This is a genomic window from Burkholderia sp. BCC1977 (assembly GCF_905339595.1).
Taxonomy (GTDB): Bacteria; Pseudomonadota; Gammaproteobacteria; order Burkholderiales; family Burkholderiaceae; genus Burkholderia.
The window spans coordinates 68,149-86,315 of the sequence record NZ_CAJPGQ010000034.1 but is presented as its reverse complement, the minus strand read 5'-3'; the positions used below and the strand labels follow the sequence as shown (position 1 = coordinate 86,315).

The following is an 18,167-nucleotide window of genomic DNA, read 5'->3' as shown; positions in this document are numbered from 1 at the left end:
TGCAGTGCAGTGCAGTGCCGTATCGTGCCGTGTCGTGTCGTGTCGTGCCGCGCCGCGCCGTGTCGTGTCGTGTCGTGTCGTGCAACGTCGATCACGCGGAACGGTGTTTGCTTCCTCGGAAATCCGCCTGCGCGAGCCGCGCATTGCCGCGATCAACAACGCTGCCCGGTGCAACGCGTCTTTCGCAGCCCGGTAGCGCGTTCGCACGCGCATCACCGGATTCGTTGATCGCCGGGTGACAGTGTGTCACGCGCATGCCGGCTTATCGTTCGACGCGATCGCGCGTATCGTCGACACATGTTGTCCGATCCCGGCGACGTCATCGGCATCGTTCGCCAACCGGCCGTTCACGCTCGTGCGAATGCGGCCGTCAAAACAGGAAACTGATCATGGAATTCATACTGGACCACTCGCTCGACGACGACACCGCCCGCGCGGTCGAACATGAAATCTGGCGCGTCGACCCCGACGCAAAGGTCGAGATCGATCGCGCGACGTCGCACGTGAAGGTCGAGTCGTGGCTGTTCCCCGAGGAATTCGTCGTCGCGTTCGAGGATGCGGGCTACAGCGTCAGGATCAAGACGCACTGACGCTCGCCCGCCCGACGACGCACGCGAGCGCGGCCTTCCCGTTACGCCGGCGGCATCTTCCGCACCGGCCGGCGACCGTCGCTCACTCGCCGGTCTTGAACGCCGGAAGCTGCTGCCCGAGCCGCGCACCCATTTCCGCGCCGAGCGCCTGCAGCGCATTGAACGGACGGATCATCACCTCGAATTCGACGATCCGCCCGTCGACGTCGAAGCGGATCATGTCGATCCCCTTCAGCCGCTTGTCGCCGACCGTCGCACTGAATTCCAGCGCGACGCTCGTGCCGTCGTCGTCGGCGAACGCGCGGTGGTATTCGAAGTTCTCGAGGATCGTGAGCACCGTGCGCAGCGCCAGCAACAGCGCGGGCGCCGGTCCGTACGGCTTGAACGCCATCGGCGAGCGGAACACGGCGTCCGGATGGACGATCGTGTCGAGTTCGCCGAAATCCTTGCGCGCGATCATCGCGTGCCACGTCGCGAGCGATGTCGCGACGGCAGGTTGCAGATTCGACAGGGGTTGCATGGTCAACGACTCCGGTAACGTCACACGAAAGAACCTCGCTCGACGGCGGTGCCCGATCGGGCCGCCGCCGCATGATGCCGCGTCGGCGTGATCACGCGTCCGGCAGGATCACGACCTTGCCCTTGACCTGCCGGTTCGCCATGCGCGCGATTGCGTCGGCCGCACCCGACAGCGGCACGCGCTCGGTGATCGCGGGCCGCACCTTGCCGGCCGCGAACCATTGCGCGAGCTGACGCATGTTCGCCGCATGCTGCGCCGGGTCGCGCCGCACGGCGTCGCCCCAGAACACGCCCAGGATATCGCGCTCCTTGAGCAGCGCGAGATTCAGCGCGATCTTCGGAATCTCGCCGGCCGCGAAGCCGACCACGAGGAACCGGCCGCGCCACGCGGTCGCGCGCAACGCCGCCTCGCTGTACGCGCCGCCGACCGGATCGTAGACGACGTCCGCGCCGCGTCCGCCGGTCAGTTCGTCGACGCGGCGCCGCAGGTCCTCGGTCGCATAGTCGATCGTGTCGTCGGCGCCCGCTGCACGGCACAGCGCGAGCTTGTCCGCACTCGACGCGGCCGCGATCACGCGCGCGCCCAGCGCCCGCGCGATCTCGATCGCGGCCAGCCCGACGCCGCCGGCCGCGCCCAGCACCAGCAGCGTCTCGCCCTGCTGCAGGCGCGCACGCTGCCGCAGCGCATGCAGCGACGTGCCGTAGGCCAGCACGAGCGCCGCGCCCTGCTCGAACGTCATCCCCGGCGGCAGCGCGGCGATCTGGTGCACATCGGCCACGCAGTGCTCGGCGAAGCCGCCATGACCCGTGAACGCGACCACCTCGTCGCCGGGCCGCCATGCGCTCACGCCGTCGCCGACCGCGTCGATCACGCCGGCGAATTCCGCGCCGGGCGAGAACGGCAGCGCCGGCTTCACCTGATACAGCCCCTGCACGATCAAGGCATCGGGGAAGTTGAGCGACGCTGCCTTCACGCGGATCCGCACCTGGCCGGCGGCCGGTTCGGGAATCGCGACGTCCTCGATGCGCAAGCGGTCGATCGGGCCGAATGCGGTACACAACAGGGCTTTCATGGGCTCATCTCTCCTTGCGCGACGTCGCCGCGCATCGATACGGCAGCGGGACACGCCCGCGCGACCGGTGCGCGGCGCAGGCGCACCGGCCCGCACCGCGACACCGTCATTCCTGCGGCGCGACGCTCAGAACCACGCGTCGCGCATCTCGAGCGTCGTCGTATCGACGCTCGCCAGCAGGTCGAGCTGCGCATCCACCTTCGGCAGCTCCCAGCGAAAGAAATAACGCGCGGCGGCACGCTTGCCGTCGTGGAAATCGTCATCGTGCCCGTGCGCGGCGAGCGTCACGTCGAGCCACAGCCACGCGACGACCAGATGGCCGAACGCCTCCAGATAGACGCTCGCATTCGCGAGCCGCACCTGCGGATCGCCGAGCGCGGCCAGTGCGCGCGTGACGTCGACGAGCCGCGCCCAGCGCCGCACCAGTGCATCGGCATGTGTGCGCGCGTCGCCGTCCGCGGCCCGCGCGCGTTCGACGGTCGCGCCGATACGCGCATCGAGCGTCCGCAACAGCGCGCCGTCGTCCTGGCCCACCTTGCGGCCCAGCAGGTCGAGTGCCTGGATGCCATGCGTGCCTTCGTGGATCGGGTTCAGGCGGTTGTCGCGATAGAGCCGTTCGACCGGATAGTCGCGCGTATAGCCATAGCCGCCATGCACCTGGATCGCGAGATCGTTGGCCGCGAGACACCACTGCGACGGCCAGCTTTTCGCGATCGGCGTCAGGATGTCGAGCAGTCGGGCGGCGTCGGCGCGCACCGCGGCGTCGCCGTGCGCGCGCGCTTCGTCGACGAGCCGCGCGCAGTACAGGACCAGCGCGAGCCCGCCTTCGACGTACGCCTTCTGCGCGAGCAGCATGCGCCGCACGTCCGGATGCGCGACGATCGGCGCCTGCGGCGCGGCCGCGTCCTTGCCGGCCGGTCCGAGCGGACGCCCCTGCGGCCGGTTGCGCGCATAGTCGAGCGCGTGCAGGTAGCCGGTGTAGCCGAGCGCCACCGCGCCCGCGCCGACGCCGATGCGTGCCTCGTTCATCATGTGGAACATGCAGGCGAGGCCGTGATTCGGCTCGCCGACCAGATAGCCGATCGCACCGGCGCGCCCCTGCGGACGATGGCGCGTGCCTTCGCCGAAATTCAGCAGGCAGTTGGTCGTGCCGCGATAGCCCATCTTGTGGTTCAGGCCGGCAAGCACCACGTCGTTGTGCTCGCCGCGCGCGGCGCCGTCGTCGGCCGGCAGGTACTTGGGGACGATGAACAACGAGATGCCGCGCGTGCCGGGCAGCAGCCGCCCCTGTTCGTCGGGAATCTTCGCGAGCACGAGGTGAACGATGTTCTCCGCCAGTTCGTGTTCGCCGCCGGAAATCCACATCTTGTTGCCGGTGATCCGGTAGCGCGGGCCGAGCGGCGACGCGCCCTCGAAGTCGGCACGCGTGACGATGTCGGACAGCGACGAACCGGCTTGCGGCTCGGACAGGCACATCGTGCCGAAGAAGCGCCCTTCCAGCTCGGGACGCGCGAACGCGTCGATCTGCGCGGGGCTGCCGTGCGCGAGCAGCAGGTTCGCGTTCGCGACGGTGAGGAACGGGTACGCGGCGGTCGCGATGTTCGCGGCCTGGAAGAACAGGAACGACGCGGCTTCGACGAGTTTCGGCAGCCGCATCCCGCCGAACGCCTCGTCCTGGCCGGCGGCGATCAGGCCGGCGTCGGCGAAGGCCCGCACCGCCGGCTCGACTTCCGGAATCAGCGTCACGCGCTCGCCGTCGAACCGCGGCTCCTCGCGATCGCCGCGTGCCGCATGCGGCGCGAACAGGTCGGCCGCGATCCGCTCGCTGGTGTCGAGCACCGCATCGAACGTCTCGCGGCTGTGCTCCGCGTAGCGCGGCAGCGCGACGAGCGCCTCGGCATCGAGCCAGTCGTACAGCAGGAACGCGAGATCGCGTCGCGACATCAACAGGCTCATCGCGACACCCTCCACGCGGCCCGCACGCTCCGCACTCCCCACGTCGCGCACGGCCGCTCGGGCGCGGTCCGGTCGATCCGCGCGCGCTCGATCGATGCATGCTCCATCACGTCTGTCTCCTGTCGGGCCGCGCGCCGGCGCGCGCGTTGGCGCCGGTTGCGGGAACCGGATGATTGGGTCGGTGACTGCCAGTGCCGGCGGGGAATTTAGCACGGTCGTTCTAAAACGACAATGGCGGGTCACCCCGATGCGGAACCGGGGCGGCGGCGACATGGAAGGCCGGTCAGTCCCGGCACGTGACGCGCAGGAGGCGCCGGAGGCGGCGCGCGATGCCCGCGCCCCGCCCCGCTCATGCGTGCGGCGGCGGCCCGGCGGCGGCGTCCGCCAGCGTGCCGAGCGGAACGAAGATGTAGCCCTTCCCGCGCACGGTGCGGATATAGCGGTAATCGCCGACCGCCTGCTCGACCAGGTTGCGCAGCCGGAAGATCAGCACGTCGAGCCCGCGCTCGGAGCGCCCGGCCACGGTCAGCCCCAGCAGCGCGAGGATCTCCGCGCGCGACAGGACGCGCATCGGCTGCGAGATGAACAGTTCGAGCAATGCGAATTCGCTGGCGCGCAACCCGAGGTCGTCTCCCGCGCGGGTCGCGCGCCGCGTCACGAAATTCACCTCGATGTCGGCGAATGCATAGGTTGCGGCATGCCCCGGCCCGCGCGACGCGCGTGACCGGTTCGGCGCGTAGCGGCGCATCGCGCTGCGCACGCGTGCGACCAGTTCCATCGGCTCGAACGGCTCCACGACATAGTCGTCCGCGCCGATCTCGAGCGCGACGACCTTGTCGACCACCTGCCCATCGCGGCTGATCACGATCACCGGCATGTCGTGACCGGCGCGCCGCAGCGCACCGAGCGCCATGTAGATCGCCGTGGCCGGCCGCTCGAGCCGCAACACGATCAGGGTGGGCGGTGCCGCGCTCACGTGCGCGAGCAGCATCGACACGTCGTCGAGCGCCGACGTATCGATCTGGCTGCCGCGCAGGAGCGCGCGGATCATGTCGCGCATGCGCGGATCGGGCTCTACGACGAGAACTTGGGTAGCCATGGAAATTCGTCCGGCACGACGGCCCGCACGGGGCATCGCGACGTCACGCCGACCCGCCGTCCGACCGGAACGGCCGGGCGCGGCCTGCGCGAACCCGCGCGTGCGAGGCGTCGGCGACTACACATGCAGGCAGCAATCGAGACTCGCCAGGAAATAGCTCAGGCTCTTGCGGATCGACGTCTCGACGTCCCGCACGTCGCGGGCCGCGGGCGACTGGCCGAGCAGCGTCGCGACGATGTCGAGCGCTTCCCACGGATGCCGGTCGTCATAGTCGGCATGCAGCTTGAGCCAGCGCATTGCGCGATGCCGCACGGCCGGATCGAACTGCAGTTCGTAGGGCGATGCGCACAGCAGCGCGCTCCACTCGCCCGTCACGCCTTCGATCGCATAGTTGGTCGCGGCGATGCTCGGCGCGAGCGCATCGGTGTTGCCGCTCTTCCAGCACCAGTGGCTCAGCGCGAATCCGGCCAGCGGCGCGTCGGCACGCAGCAGCATGTCGATCGTCACGCCCGATTCCGCGGCCCAGTTGGCCCAGTGATCGACGTGGTTCTGCTCGACGCGGATATTGCGGATCAGATAGCGCCGCGCCTTCTCGTCGCCGCGCGACCGATAGGCGGCGGTCTTCACCAGGTTCATCGCCATGTATTCCGGAAACTGGCTGACCACCGCCCAGCCGGTCACGAAGAATGCGCGCAGTTGCGACGCCCGCAGCGTCCCGCCGCCCATCGCCGCGAACACCGGATGCGCACGGACGCGCGCCTTCAGCTCGTCGGTCGCGCCGACCACGTCGCGCAGCCAGGCCGGATAGCTCGCCAGGTCCATCAGGTCGCCGGTCAGTTCAAATGGAGCACTCATGCGTTCGTTCCTCGCTTGGTTCAATGGAATCCCCCTTCCTGCCAGGGCGCGGGGCGGCTGAAGTAGTAGCCCTGGCAATAGTCGACGCCCAGCGCGCGAAGCATCTCGGCCGTTGCCGTGTCCTCGACGTGCTCGGCGACGGTGCGGTACTGCATCACGTGCGCGATGTCGTTGATCGCGGACGCGATGCCGCGCTTGATGCTGTCGGACGTCATGGTCGCCACGAGGCTGCCGTCGATCTTCAGGTAGTCGATCGGCAACTGGCGCAGGTACGAGAACGACGACATGCCGGCGCCGAAGTCGTCGAGCGCGAAGCGGCAGCCGAGGTCGCGCAGCTCGCACATGAAGCGCGACGCGACCTCCAGGTTGCGCACCGCGCTCGTCTCCGTGATCTCGAAACACAGCAGCGACGGGTCGAGCCCCGACGCCGACAGCTCGGCGATCACGAACTCCACGAAACGCTCGTCGGTGATCGACATCGCCGACAGGTTCACGTTGTATTCGACGTACCGGCGCTGTTCGAGCCGCGCGAGACGCCGGATCACGGTGCGCACGACCCAGCGGTCGATCATCGTCATGTGGCCGTAACGCTCGGCGGCCGGCAGGAACACCGGCGAGATCAGCTTGCCGTCGGCGTCCGGGATGCGCAGCAGGATCTCCGCGCGCTCCTGCGCGCCGAGCGCGGGCTGGATCGGCACGATGCGTTGCGCATACAACTGGAAGGAATTCGTTTCGAGCGCCGTCTTCACGCGCCGGCTCCACTGCATGTGATACGCCTGGCGGCTCGAATGCATGTCGCGCGAATCCGCGACGTGCACGCGATTGCGGCCGCGATCCTTCGCGACGTAGCACGCGATGTCGGCCATCTGCATCGCCTTCTCGACGCTCTCGGGCCGGCACGCGAGATCGAGCACGCCGATGCTCACGCTGATCTTGAACGGCTCGCCTTCCCACATGAACGTGAAGTCCTCGAGACACGCGCGGATGCGCTCCGCCTTGCCGCCGTCCGGCGCGCCGTTGCGGCCGGCCGGCAGCAGGATGCCGAATTCGTCGCCGCCCAGCCGGCCGAACACGTCGTCGTCGTCGAGGCAGCGCGCGAACACCGCGGTCGCGTCGCGCAGCAGCGCATCGCCGGCCGCGTGCCCGCACACGTCGTTGACTTCCTTGAAGCCGTCCAGGTCGAGCACCAGCAACATCCCGCCGCCGCGCTGCGTCAGCGCGTCGCCCAGACGCCGCTCGAACTCCGTGCGATTGATCAGGCCGGTCAGCGCATCGTGCGACGCCTGCCAGGTCAGCTTCTCGATCAACTGGTATTCGCGCGTCATGTCGCGCAGGATCAGCACGTAGCCGACGCAGCGGCCGGCGGCGTTGTCCATCTTCGACAGCGATGCGCGCACCGACACCGACGAGCCGCACACGCGGATCAGGTCGAGATCGCGGGTGAACGTGTGGTCGCCGCTGTTGCTGAGCGACGCGAGCAGCTTGATCGACATGCCGGTCGACGTGTCGATCAGGTCCAGCACGTCGTTGATCGGCTTGCCGACGCACAGCCGCGACGGCGATCCGAGCAACTGCTCGGCCGCCGGATTGACGGTCTCGATGCCGCGCGTGAGACCGATCGTGACGATCGCATCGGCGACCGAGCGCAGCGCGGCTTCCGCGAACGCCTGGCTGCGGTCGAGCTCGGTCTGCATCGACACCTGCTGGCGTTGCGCGCGGCTCGCCCACCGCACCGACAGCAGGATGATCAGCAGCGACGCCACGATGTACGACAGGAACAGCTGGATGACGGCCGAGCGGAATTCGGCGCTCAGCTCGGCGGAGAAGCGCTTCGGCAGCGGTTCGATGTGCGAGTTGAGATCCCAGATCGCGCGGTTCAGGCGGCTCGTGCGCCGAACGTCGTCCGCATGCACGGCCTCGTGCAGCGCGTTGGCGATCTCGCGCAGGTCGACCAGTTGCCGGTCCGCATCCTCCCAGTATTGCAACGCGGCGTTCAGGCGCGCGAAGCTGCTCAGGATCGGGTAGAACCACACCACCGCCGACGCATCGACGGGATTGATGCCCGCCTCGATCAGCGCCCGGCGCGCCACCCCGTGATCCGGCGGCACGCTCGTCATCGCGCGACGCGCGACGCCGAGGAAGGCGAGGGTCCGGTCGACCGCCAGGTAATCGTCGAACAGCTTTTCGTCGCCGGTCTGCCCGTAGCGGCTCAACAGGATGACCTCGTCCTTCTGCGCCTTCGACCAGCTGCTTTCGCCGCCGACGTACACGCGCAACGACATGATCACGATCAGGCTGACGGCGACGAACCCGGCCAGCGCGACGACCACCACGACGATCGGCAGGATGCCGAGCGCCGGACTCCATGGCCACACGTGAAACGAGCTGCGCTGACTCTGGAGCTTCGAAATGTTTTCCATACCTGACTTTTCTGATTCTTCTCGATGCTGCCTGCCGCGTCGCTGCGCGTCCTGCGTTCAGGCCTGTCCCCTTGCCATGCTCCCGACGCGCCGGCGCTCATGCAGTCGCGGCGGCACGCCGGTGGCGGCCGCGCGGCAGGACGCGGCGCCGTCGACTAGGTCGTGCGGACACGACGCGACAACTCGGCACCGGCATCCGTACCGGCATCGGTCGCGAGAATCCGGCGTGTTTCGTCGCGGACGACCCGATGGCAGTCGCAGCCCTGCCGTTCGAGACCGGCGAGATCCGTCAGCACGATGGCACCGCGATGCTGATGAATCAGGCCGAGCTCGTGGAGCTGCCGCGTGGCATCGGTGACGGTCTCGCGGCGCACACCCAGCATCTGTCCCAGCATGCCGTGCGTGACCGGGATCTCGATGCTGCGCGAGCGCTCGTAGGCGATCAGCAGCCAGCGGCTCAACTGATGCCGCATCACGTGATGGCGGCTGCAGAACATGACCTGCGACGCCTGGGACAGCACCAGTTGCATCCGCACGAAGACCTGCCGGCGGATCGTCGCCGATGCGTCGCACGCATCGGCGAAGCGGTGCGCATACAGCCGATACGCGAACCCGCCGCGATAGACGACGACGCGGCGCTGCATCGCGCTGCCGATGACGTCGTCGCACACGATGCCTTCGCGGCCGATTTCCGTCACGCCGAGTGTCGCCTTCCCGCCTGCCGTGTATTGCAGGGAAATACCCGCCGTCACCGGAAAATAGACGGCCTCGAGATTCTCGCCGGCATCGCACAGCACCTGGCCGGTCTCGAGATTCGAAAGCATCAAATGAGGCGCCAATTCCGAACGGTTAATTCCGTCGAGCGCAGACAGGAAATGATTGGCACCAAGTGCATGCGGCAACTCGATGACGTTGTTGGCCTGATGTATCACGGCGCACCTCGTACGTTGTATCCCTGCCCCTCGGCCACCGAACCTTCCTGCTGTTTTCACCGCACCGGCTTTACGGTTTTTCCGCCCTTTTCAGCGCGGTGACATTGAGCAAAAAGGTATCACGCAGCCCAACCGTTCGCGACCCTCCGCTTTTGTTACATGAAGTAATTTGACAGTTCGGCTCACCGCCCGAAGATACTTGCATTGTCAATAAAAAATATGCGATTTAAACCCGGACCATATATCGAGGATTGCTCAATGAATCATCGAAAATGACGAATGAATGCCAATACACCGTAATGCTATTTACACGGCAAATTAAAATCATTCTCGAATCGAAAAGAATGCGGGAAGTGTGGGCTATCTCACACTTCCCGGGCGACCGGTGCGGGCAAGGTGACGGCGCGCACGCCGGAGACGGGCGCTAGTGCGCCGATGCCGTGGCCCTGCCCGCGTCGAGCGATGCGGCCCGCAATGCGTCCGCCGGGTCCGGGAACTCGCGTTGCCGCCAGTGCGCGAGCTGCGCATCGCGCGCGTCGGGTGCAAGCGGCTGCGCGTCGAGCCGGTCGCGTTCGGCCGCATAGTCGCGATAGCGCGCCTGCCACGCGTCGTCGTCCTGCTGCATCCGCTCGACGCGCGCGGCGACCTCGGCACCCAGCTGCGCGCGCAGCGCATCGGGCGCCGCGCGCTGGCCGTCGAGCCGCGCGAGCGTTGCAATCGCATCGCGTTGGCGCGCCGCGCGCTCGCGTGCGTCGCGCTCGCCCGGCGGCAACGCCTGGTCGAGCGCGGCGAGGCGTTCGCGCTTCTGCGCGTCGCCGAGCGTCGGATCGCGCGCGATCCTGATCCGGTCGAGGTCGTCGCGCTGCCGCCGGAATGCCGCGTCGAAGAACGGCGTGCTCCAGTCGCCCAGCCAGCGGCGTGCGAGCGCCGCGCGCCGCTCGAGTTCGCCCGCGATCGCGTCCGGATCGAAGCCGGTGCCGGCGTGCGTCGCGCCCGGCTGCGTGTCGAACGCGGCAATGCACGCGCGATAGCGCGGCCATAGGTCGAGCGCGTCGCGGCGGGCCGCCGCGCCGATCGGTTGCGCATCGATCTCGTGCACGACCAGCGCATCGAGCGCCGCGGGCGTCAGGTCATGCTGCGCAAGCAAAAAGTAATCGAAGAATTCCGGCACCGCGTGCACTTTCGCGAGGCGCCCGTCCGGCCCGACCGGCAGGCGCGGCGCACGCGAGCCCGCGAGCGACGCCGGCAGTGCGGCAGCGGACGCGGCAAGCCCCGGTTGCGGCACCGCCGCACCGCTCGACGCGGCGTGGCCGGGCGGCGCGGCACCCGCGGCCGTCGTCGACGCTGCCTGAGGCGCGAATGCATGCCACACGGCCGCCACGGCGATCACCCCGGTCGCGCCGTACAACCCGGCGCGGGGCAGCATGGTCCGCACGGGCATCGCTCAGACGCCCTGCTGCTTGAGCCGGTTCGCCTGCACGCGCAGCGCGGCGACCGGGTCTTCCGCATACGCGCCGCGAATGCCGAGCAACTGGTTGATCGCGTCGAAGTGATTCCAGCGATAGCGCGTCGAGATCACCGTGCCGAACAGCGAACTGCAGGTCGACGTGAAGCCGTCGTTCGGGCCGGCGCCGGCCAGCGCCATGATGTTGCCGGCCGTCAGGAACACGAGCGTCGACGGATCCAGCACGTTCGCCGGATCGATGACGGGAATCACGCTGGTGTCGACCGCGCCGGTCACGATGCCCAGCAGCGACACCGGCTGGTACGCGGCCCCGCTCCACGAGTACAGCAGATGCACGTTGCCGCCGATCGTCTCGGCCGGTGCGCCGGTGCCGCACGCGCCGGCGCCGAGCCCCGGGCTCGGGAACAGCTGGTTGAACCACGCGGCATAGGGCGTGCTCAGCGCGTTGAGCGCGGCGATCGCATCCTGGTTCGTGTTGTGCGTGTCGCTGGTGAGGATCCCGAACAGGTTCAGCAGCGAACCGAACACCGGCGTCGACAGGCCGGTCGGGTCGAGCTTAAGCGCCCGCAGCACGACATCGGCGAACTGCGAGCCGCGATGCGGCGTTGCGATCGTCGTGACCGACGCGACGAGCGCGGGTGCGACCGACGCCACGTAGCGCGACGTCAGCCCGCCCTGGCTGTGGCCGATCAGGTTCACCTTGGCCGCGCCCGTGACCGCGAGCACCTGCTTCACGTAGGCCAGCAACTGCTCGCCGCGCCCGTTCGGGCCGAGGTCGCTCTGGAAGCCGGACAGGTCGGCGACGTAGACGGTCGCACCATGCCGCTGAAGATCGGCCTGAATGCCGTACCAGTACGGCACGACGCCGAAATAGTCGTCGGTTCCGGTCAGCCCGTGCACGAGGATGATCGGATAGCGGGTCGCCGCGTAGTCGTCGACGGCCGTCTGCGCACCGGCCTGCGCCGGACCCAGCAGGACACACGCGAGCAGCGCGATGCGGGCGATGGGGGCAATGAACCACGCGCATGCCCGCGGAACGCGTCGCGCCGCCGCAGCGTGCACGACCGTCGCGAGGAACGCCGCCACGATGCCTGTCACGGCGGCATCGGCACCGCGACGCGGCGCGATGCGCGAATCGATGTCGATGTCATGCATTCGCGCGCTCCCATGCGGCATGCGCGGCGACACGCCGCTGCCACGCGATGAACAGCGGCGCGCCGATGACTTCGAGCGCCGTGAAGCCGACGAACGGCGGCCACGGCAACCCGAGCGCCGCGAGCGAAATCAACCGCCCGATACCGCCGAGAAAGATCATCATCCACAGCGTCGCGAACAGCCGCCCCTGCGCCTCGATCCGCGGGATCACCGAAAACGCCGCGAGCCCGAGCCCGAGCCAGACGCCCGCGTAGAAGCGCAGGTTGCCGTCCAGCGTCGCGTCGGCCGGCAGCGCGAAGCCGAGCGACGCATACAGCGGATCGTGAATGCCCATCATGCCGAGCCCCCCGGTGATCGTCGGAACCAGCGCAAGCACGGCGGTCGCCGCCTGAAGCGCGCGTTTGCTCATTCGAACTCTCCTTGCATCATCGATAGAAAATACCCAGCACCTGAATGCTCGTCGATTCCTGCATCGCACCGAAGCGGCTCCACGACGGCCCGCCCTGATGCAGCCATTGCAGCGCAACATCGAACCGGTCGAAGCGACGCCGCAACTCGAGCCAGTATTGCCGGCCGCCGCCGAGATCGGCCTGTACGAAACCCGACAGGTCGAGGCGGCGCACGCCGACGTTGCGCCATGCCGCCATCACGAACACGCCGTGACGGGTTTGCAGTTCCTGCGCGGCGATCGACGTCTGCACCGCGCTGCCCCACGCGGCCGGGTTCGCGCGCTGCAACGACCGCCATTGCGCCGCGTCCGCGCCGCCGCTGTTGCTCTGGAATTCGGCGGTCAGCGACAGGTCGACCGGCAGCGTCCACGTCGCGCCCACCGACGAACTGGCGCGGAACGCACGATCGTCGACCGCGCCGGTGGCACGCGCGATCAGCGAGCGTCGGTAGCCGCCCGCCCACTCGACGTAGGCGACCACCGAGTTGCCGAGCAGCACGCTCAGATTCTGGCCGAACTGCGGTGCCTGCCCGCTTTCGCCGTAGACGATCCATTGCGGCTGGAGCGCCGCGGTGAGCCGCTGGCTCGCGACGAGCATCCAGCGGTCGACGCCGTTGGTGCGCTGCAGGTCGGACGACGCGGCCGCATCGCCCGGCAGGCTGCGGCGCGCGAGCCGCGGCGACAGCAGCGCCGCGAGCGAGCCCGTGTCCCACACCTGTTGCGCGCGCAGCCCGACCGTGCCGAGCCGGTTGGTGTGCCGGCTGTCCGGATCGGGCGGCACGTCGAGGCTCACCGCGCCGGCCCGGAAGAAGTCGGTCGGGTTGTAGCCGATCGCCGCGCCGAGCCGCTCGTTCACGCGCCCCGCGTCGACGACGAACGCGGGCGACGCGCGCCAGCTCGCATACGCTTCCTTCACGAGCGTCACGTCGCGCGACGTCGTGCGCGACGTGCCGAGCGGATCGAACCGGTCGAAGCGCATCGAGAAATGCGCGGCGAACGACGGCGTCAGCCACTGCCCGTATTCGAACTCGATCGACAGCTGGTTGCGGCCGGCCGCGCCGCCGTCGCGATAGCGGCTCGTGCGCAGCGCGTCCTGCACGTTCAGCTTCCACGGCTTCGCGGTGTCGGCGGGCGTGGCGGCCGGCTGGTCGGCCAGCGCGAGCGCCGCGGCATCGGACGCGTCGACACCGCCCGTGCCGCCCGTCCCGTCCGCCCCGCCCGCCTCTGCCGCGCGCACGAACGCCGGCAGCAGCACGAACGCGAGCGCCGCGATCCGGCCTCGGCGTCGCACCGTCATTGCGCCTGGAAGCGGGACAGGTAGTCGCGCTGCAGCCATGCGTCGGGAATGTCGCGCCATGCGTAGTCGGAGAAGCGCATGACCGTGACCCAGTTGCTGTCGAGCCCGTCGATGATGACCGTCTCGGTCGGCCGCTCGACGCCGAGCTGCATCGTGTAGCGGCGATAGAACGCCGTCTTCAGCAGCCGGTCGCTTTCCGAATAGAAGCGTGCCTTCAGCGGCCGGTTGTTCGCCGCGTCGATCCAGATCTCGATGCGGCGGTAAGTCAGCCCGTCGCCGTGGCCGGCGAGCGCGAGCCGGTACGCGCGACGCGTCTGCCGGTCGCCGTCGACGATGTCCTCGACGCCCTGCAGCCCGGCCGTATAGTCGTGCGCGAGATTGACCGTCACGACGTCGCCGTTCGCGGCCTGCCCGAGCAGCCGCTGGTCCGGCGAGATCCGCACGCTCGCCTGGTTCGACGGATCGTAGAACCACAGGTCGTTGCCGTTCTTCAGCATCAGCTTGCCCGTGTCGCGCGCCGGCGCGACGAAGCGCACCAGCGTGCGGAACGCACCGCCGGGCGCGTCGGGCTTCGAATAGATCGACAGCGTATTGCCGTCGACCTGCTTGCCGGACCGGTACTCGACCAGCGTCGCGGTCAGCACGAACGATTTCTCCGGCGTGCGGATCGCGTCGCTCGCGGCGAGCACCTTCTGCGGATCGGGCGCCGGCTGCGCATGCGCGACGCCGGCCAGGAACGAAAGACTCAGACAGCATGAAACGAACAGGCGACGCACGGGCGCTCTCCCGAAAGTGAAGTGAACGAAAAATGCGGCACGGGGGCGACATCACACATGCCGCAGTGCATCGACGATCGACAGCCGCGCCGCATGGCGCGACGGCAGCCACGCGGACAGCCCGGCCACGCACGCGAGCCCGACGAACGTGACGGCGATGGTTCGCCACTCGCCCCACACGCGCACCGTCAGCGCGACGGCATCGATCCGCGCGGGCGGCGTCCAGGCCAGCCCGCTGTGGTTGACGAGCGCGGCAATCGCGAGCGCGACCAGCACGCCGAGCGACGCGCCGGCCACGCCGAGCAGCGCGCCCTCGCAGACGAACAGCGCCTGGATGCCGCCGCGCCGCATGCCCATCGCACGCAGCGTGCCGATCTCGACGGTGCGCTCGATGATCGCGGTGCTCATCGTGTTGCTGATCACGAACAGCACGATCGCGCTGATCAGCACGAACACGAAGCCGAAGATCACCGAGAACATCCGGTTGGTCTGGTCGTAGAACGGGTTCAGCGTCGCGAAATCGACGACGTCGAGCGCCTGCCCTTCGAAGCCGCCGTGCAGCAGTTGCGCGATGCGCGCCCGCGCCGCGGGCAGATCGGCCGTGCGCGCGAGCTGAAGCTCGATCGCGGTCGCGCGCGGCGCGGCGCCGCCGTAGACGAGCCGCTGCGCCTGCGGCAGGCGCACCGCGAGATACACGTCGTCGAGCTCCTTCACGCCCTGCTGGTCGGCCTTCGCGACCAAGAAGCGGCCGACGTTCGGCGCGCCGCCCGCGCTCGCGGTCAGCACTTCGATATGGGTCACGCCGTCGTCGGCCGGCCGCGTGCCGGCCTCGCCCTGCGCGAGCGCCAGCACGTCGGGCGGCGCATTTGCGGCCGGTCCGGCGGCGGGCGGCTCGGCCGGGACCGGCGGCGCATCGTGGCAATCCGGCACGCGCAGCGGGCCGCACAGGTGCAGCACGCGCGCGACGCCGAGGCCGACGATCGCCGCATCGTCGGCGCTGCCGCGCAACGCGAACGCGCGCGGCCGCAGCGGGAACCCGTACGCGTTCCATTGCTGCATCCGGTACTGGTCGTCCGGAATCGCGCCGAAGCCCATCACGGTGCGCGACACGCCGGCCTCGAAGTTGCCGGCGATCCCGCCGAACTGCAGCGTCGGCGTGACGACCTGCAGCAGCGGCGCGAGCTGCCGGTCGCGCCGCAAGCGTTCGATCAGCGCCGGGTAGTCGCGGATCCCGTATGCGGCCGGGTCGCCCGTGCCATACAGGAAATAGCCCTGCCGCTGGATCTGCAGGTGGCCGCTGCGCTGCACGAAATCGGTCTGCAGGCCGAGCGTGATGTCGCGGCTGAAGCCGCCGAACAACAGGATCGCGCTGACGCCGACGATCATCGCGAGCAGCGTGGTGAGCGAGCGCCGGCGGTTGCGCTGCAGGTTGCGCAGCGCGAGCATCAGCGTATGGGTCATCGGCATACCTCCCGGGTCGCCGCGCCGTCGCCGGCCTGCTCGCGACCGACGATGCGGCCGTCGAGAATCCGGATCACGGCGTCGGCCACCTTCACCACCTGCGGATCGTGCGACGACACGATGAACGACACGTCGCGCTCGCGCTGGATCGTGCGCATCAATTCGATGATCGCGTGCCCGGTCGCGCTGTCGAGGTTCGCGGTGGGTTCGTCCGCGAGGACCATCGCGGGCTCGGCCGCGAGCGCACGCGCGATCGCGACGCGCTGGCGCTGGCCGCCCGACAGCTGGCTCGGCCGGTGCCGCGCCTTGTCGGCCAGGCCGACCGCGTCGAGCAGGTCGCGCACCCGCGCCGCGCGCCGCGCCGGCGCCCAGCCCGCCATCAGCAGCGGATACTCGACGTTCTCGTACGCGGACAGCACCGGCAGCAGGTTGAAGGTCTGGAACACGTGGCCGACATGGCGCGCGCGAAAATCGGACAGCGCATCGTCGGACAGCGACGCCGTGTCGTGACCGGCGATCGTCACGCGCCCGCCGTCGGGGCGGTCGATGCAGCCGATCAGGTTCAGCAGCGTCGTCTTGCCGCTGCCCGACGGGCCGCTCAGCACGGTGAAGCGGCCCGCGTCGAGCGTCGCCGACACGTCGGCGAGCCCGGTCACGCGCACGCTGTCGAGCAGGTAAGTCTTCGACAGGTGTTCGACATGCACGAGGCTCACGATGCACCTCCCGCGCGCGCCGCCTGCACCGCCTGCACCGCCTGCCCGGGCGCCGCCTTCGACGCCGGCGCGCCCGCACCGCCGGACACGGCCGGCAACCCGCGTATCAGCCGCCGCAACTGCAGCCGGTACGCGAAATGCTCGACCTCGATCACGTGCCGCGGCGTGCGATGGAACGCGATGCCGCCGCGCCAGTCCGAGCGGCCGCGCCGGATCAGACGGTCGATGCGCGCGGCCTTGCGCGGCGCCGCGTCGCGCGCATGCAGATAGCGGGCGAGCAGTTGCGCCTGATAGTCCATCAGCGGCCAGTTGCCGGTCGACGTCTGGAACAGCCCGACGAAGAACAGGTCGGGATGCCGCGCGTCGAACAGGTTCAGGTACAGCGACGGCTGCTGCTTGCGCCATTGCAGGTGCGCCTGGTCGATGAACGGAAAGCTCGGCTGGTAGCCGGTCGCGTACACGATCACGTCGACCGGCTCCTCGCTGCCGTCGACGAACACGACGCGATCGCCCTTCAGTTCGCGCACGTCCGGCCGCGCGTCGAGGTCGCCGTGGCCGAGGTGATAGAACAGCGTCGAGTTGATGATGAAATGCGATTCGAACAGCTTGTGGTCGGGCTTGCGCAGCCCGTAGTGTTCCGGCTGTCCGGCCGTCGTCAGGCGCAGCAGCCGTTCGCCGAAAAAGCGCCGCGCCCACAGCGGCATGCGCAGCCGCAGCGGCCATTCCGCCCACTCGTCGGCCGGCATCCCGAACAGGAATTTCGGCCAGTAGTAGTAACCGCGCCGCGTGCTGTGGAAGACCGCGCTCGCGTGATGCGACGCCTCGACCGCGATGTCGCAGCCGGAATTGCCGGCGCCGACCACGAGCACGCGCTTGCCGTCGAACAGCTCCGGCGTGCGGTACTGCGACGAATGAAGCTGCAGCCCGTCGAAATGACCGGGATAGTCGGGCAGTTGCGGATGCGACAGGTGGCCGTTGCAGACGATCACGCCGCGATAGGTCCGCACCTCGCCCCGATCCAGTTCGACGCGCCACCGCGTGCTGCCCTGCACCGGTGCGATCTCGAGCACCGAGCGGCCGAACTCGATCCGGTCGTATACGCCGAAGCGCCGCGCGTAGGCGCGCAGATACGCGAGTGCCTGGTCGCCGCGTGCATAGGTCGGATAGTCGTCGGGAATCGGAAAGTCGGTGTACTCGGAAAACCGCTTCGAGCTGATCATGTGGATCGAGCGATACACCGCGCCGCTCGGCCGGCCGTAGTACCAGTTGCCGCCGACGTCGTCCTCGCGCTCGATCACGTCGAAGCCGATGCCGGCCGCGAGCAGGTTCTTCGCGGCGGTGATGCCCGCCGCGCCCGCGCCGATGATGCAGTACCGCGCGCCGTCGTTGCGCTCCGTCATGGTGAACC

16 protein-coding genes are annotated in these 18,167 nt (G+C 69.0%); 1 reads left to right on the top strand and 15 read right to left on the bottom strand.

Annotated features, from left to right (window positions below; all coding sequences use genetic code 11):
* The first annotated feature begins 389 nt into the window (after positions 1 to 389).
* Entirely contained in the window at positions 390 to 590 is a 201-nt protein-coding gene (locus U5771_RS25005) for a hypothetical protein (RefSeq protein WP_322026438.1), read from the top strand.
* A gap of 82 nt (positions 591 to 672) precedes the next feature.
* Here U5771_RS25005 and U5771_RS25000 read toward each other — a convergent pair whose 3' ends face one another.
* The 15 genes from U5771_RS25000 to U5771_RS24930 form a co-directional block, all read right to left on the bottom strand.
* Positions 673 to 1,110 carry a nuclear transport factor 2 family protein gene (locus tag U5771_RS25000; RefSeq protein WP_415859429.1) on the bottom strand — a complete coding sequence of 146 codons (438 nt, stop codon included), beginning with the start codon at positions 1,108 to 1,110 and terminating at the stop codon, positions 673 to 675.
* Between the two features lie 91 nt (positions 1,111 to 1,201).
* A complete protein-coding gene (locus tag U5771_RS24995) occupies positions 1,202 to 2,182 on the bottom strand; it encodes an NADPH:quinone oxidoreductase family protein (RefSeq protein ID WP_322026436.1) in 981 nt (326 codons plus the stop codon).
* A 126-nt stretch (positions 2,183 to 2,308) separates the two neighbouring features.
* Positions 2,309 to 4,138, bottom strand: coding sequence for an acyl-CoA dehydrogenase (locus U5771_RS24990; protein ID WP_322026435.1), 1,830 nt, complete (start codon positions 4,136 to 4,138; stop codon positions 2,309 to 2,311).
* Positions 4,139 to 4,487: 349 nt separating this feature from the next.
* On the bottom strand, positions 4,488 to 5,237 hold the full coding sequence (locus U5771_RS24985; protein ID WP_322026434.1) for a response regulator transcription factor: 750 nt from the start codon (positions 5,235 to 5,237) through the stop codon (positions 4,488 to 4,490).
* A gap of 117 nt (positions 5,238 to 5,354) precedes the next feature.
* Positions 5,355 to 6,092, bottom strand: coding sequence for a TenA family transcriptional regulator (locus U5771_RS24980; RefSeq protein ID WP_322026433.1), 738 nt, complete (start codon positions 6,090 to 6,092; stop codon positions 5,355 to 5,357).
* 20 nt (positions 6,093 to 6,112) lie between these two features.
* Positions 6,113 to 8,512, bottom strand: a complete 2,400-nt coding sequence (locus U5771_RS24975) for a putative bifunctional diguanylate cyclase/phosphodiesterase (RefSeq protein ID WP_322026432.1) — start codon at positions 8,510 to 8,512, stop codon at positions 6,113 to 6,115.
* A 155-nt stretch (positions 8,513 to 8,667) separates the two neighbouring features.
* Positions 8,668 to 9,444: a Crp/Fnr family transcriptional regulator gene (locus U5771_RS24970; protein ID WP_322026440.1), complete on the bottom strand. Its 777-nt coding sequence runs from the start codon at positions 9,442 to 9,444 to the stop codon at positions 8,668 to 8,670.
* A 424-nt stretch (positions 9,445 to 9,868) separates the two neighbouring features.
* On the bottom strand, positions 9,869 to 10,870 hold the full coding sequence (locus U5771_RS24965) for a lipase secretion chaperone (protein WP_322026431.1): 1,002 nt from the start codon (positions 10,868 to 10,870) through the stop codon (positions 9,869 to 9,871).
* Positions 10,871 to 10,888: 18 nt separating this feature from the next.
* Positions 10,889 to 12,064, bottom strand: a complete 1,176-nt coding sequence (locus tag U5771_RS24960; RefSeq protein WP_322026430.1) for a triacylglycerol lipase — start codon at positions 12,062 to 12,064, stop codon at positions 10,889 to 10,891.
* On the bottom strand, positions 12,057 to 12,473 hold the full coding sequence (locus tag U5771_RS24955) for a DUF4345 domain-containing protein (protein ID WP_322026429.1): 417 nt from the start codon (positions 12,471 to 12,473) through the stop codon (positions 12,057 to 12,059). Before U5771_RS24955 ends, U5771_RS24960 begins: the two co-directional genes overlap by 8 nt.
* A gap of 16 nt (positions 12,474 to 12,489) precedes the next feature.
* Positions 12,490 to 13,785, bottom strand: a complete 1,296-nt coding sequence (locus tag U5771_RS24950) for a hypothetical protein (protein WP_415859430.1) — start codon at positions 13,783 to 13,785, stop codon at positions 12,490 to 12,492.
* A 20-nt stretch (positions 13,786 to 13,805) separates the two neighbouring features.
* The gene (locus U5771_RS24945) at positions 13,806 to 14,585 is read right to left on the bottom strand and encodes an outer membrane lipoprotein-sorting protein (RefSeq protein ID WP_322026427.1); all 780 of its coding nucleotides are present in this window, start codon (positions 14,583 to 14,585) and stop codon (positions 13,806 to 13,808) included.
* 51 nt (positions 14,586 to 14,636) lie between these two features.
* Positions 14,637 to 16,046 carry an ABC transporter permease gene (locus U5771_RS24940; protein WP_322026426.1) on the bottom strand — a complete coding sequence of 470 codons (1,410 nt, stop codon included), beginning with the start codon at positions 16,044 to 16,046 and terminating at the stop codon, positions 14,637 to 14,639.
* Complete coding sequence (locus U5771_RS24935; RefSeq protein ID WP_322026425.1) at positions 16,043 to 16,759, bottom strand: ABC transporter ATP-binding protein; 717 nt, start codon at positions 16,757 to 16,759, stop codon at positions 16,043 to 16,045. The genes U5771_RS24940 and U5771_RS24935 overlap by 4 nt, the downstream gene beginning before the upstream one ends.
* Entirely contained in the window at positions 16,756 to 18,159 is a 1,404-nt protein-coding gene (locus tag U5771_RS24930; protein ID WP_322026424.1) for a flavin-containing monooxygenase, read from the bottom strand. The genes U5771_RS24935 and U5771_RS24930 overlap by 4 nt, the downstream gene beginning before the upstream one ends.
* Between the last annotated feature and the right edge of the window lie 8 nt (positions 18,160 to 18,167).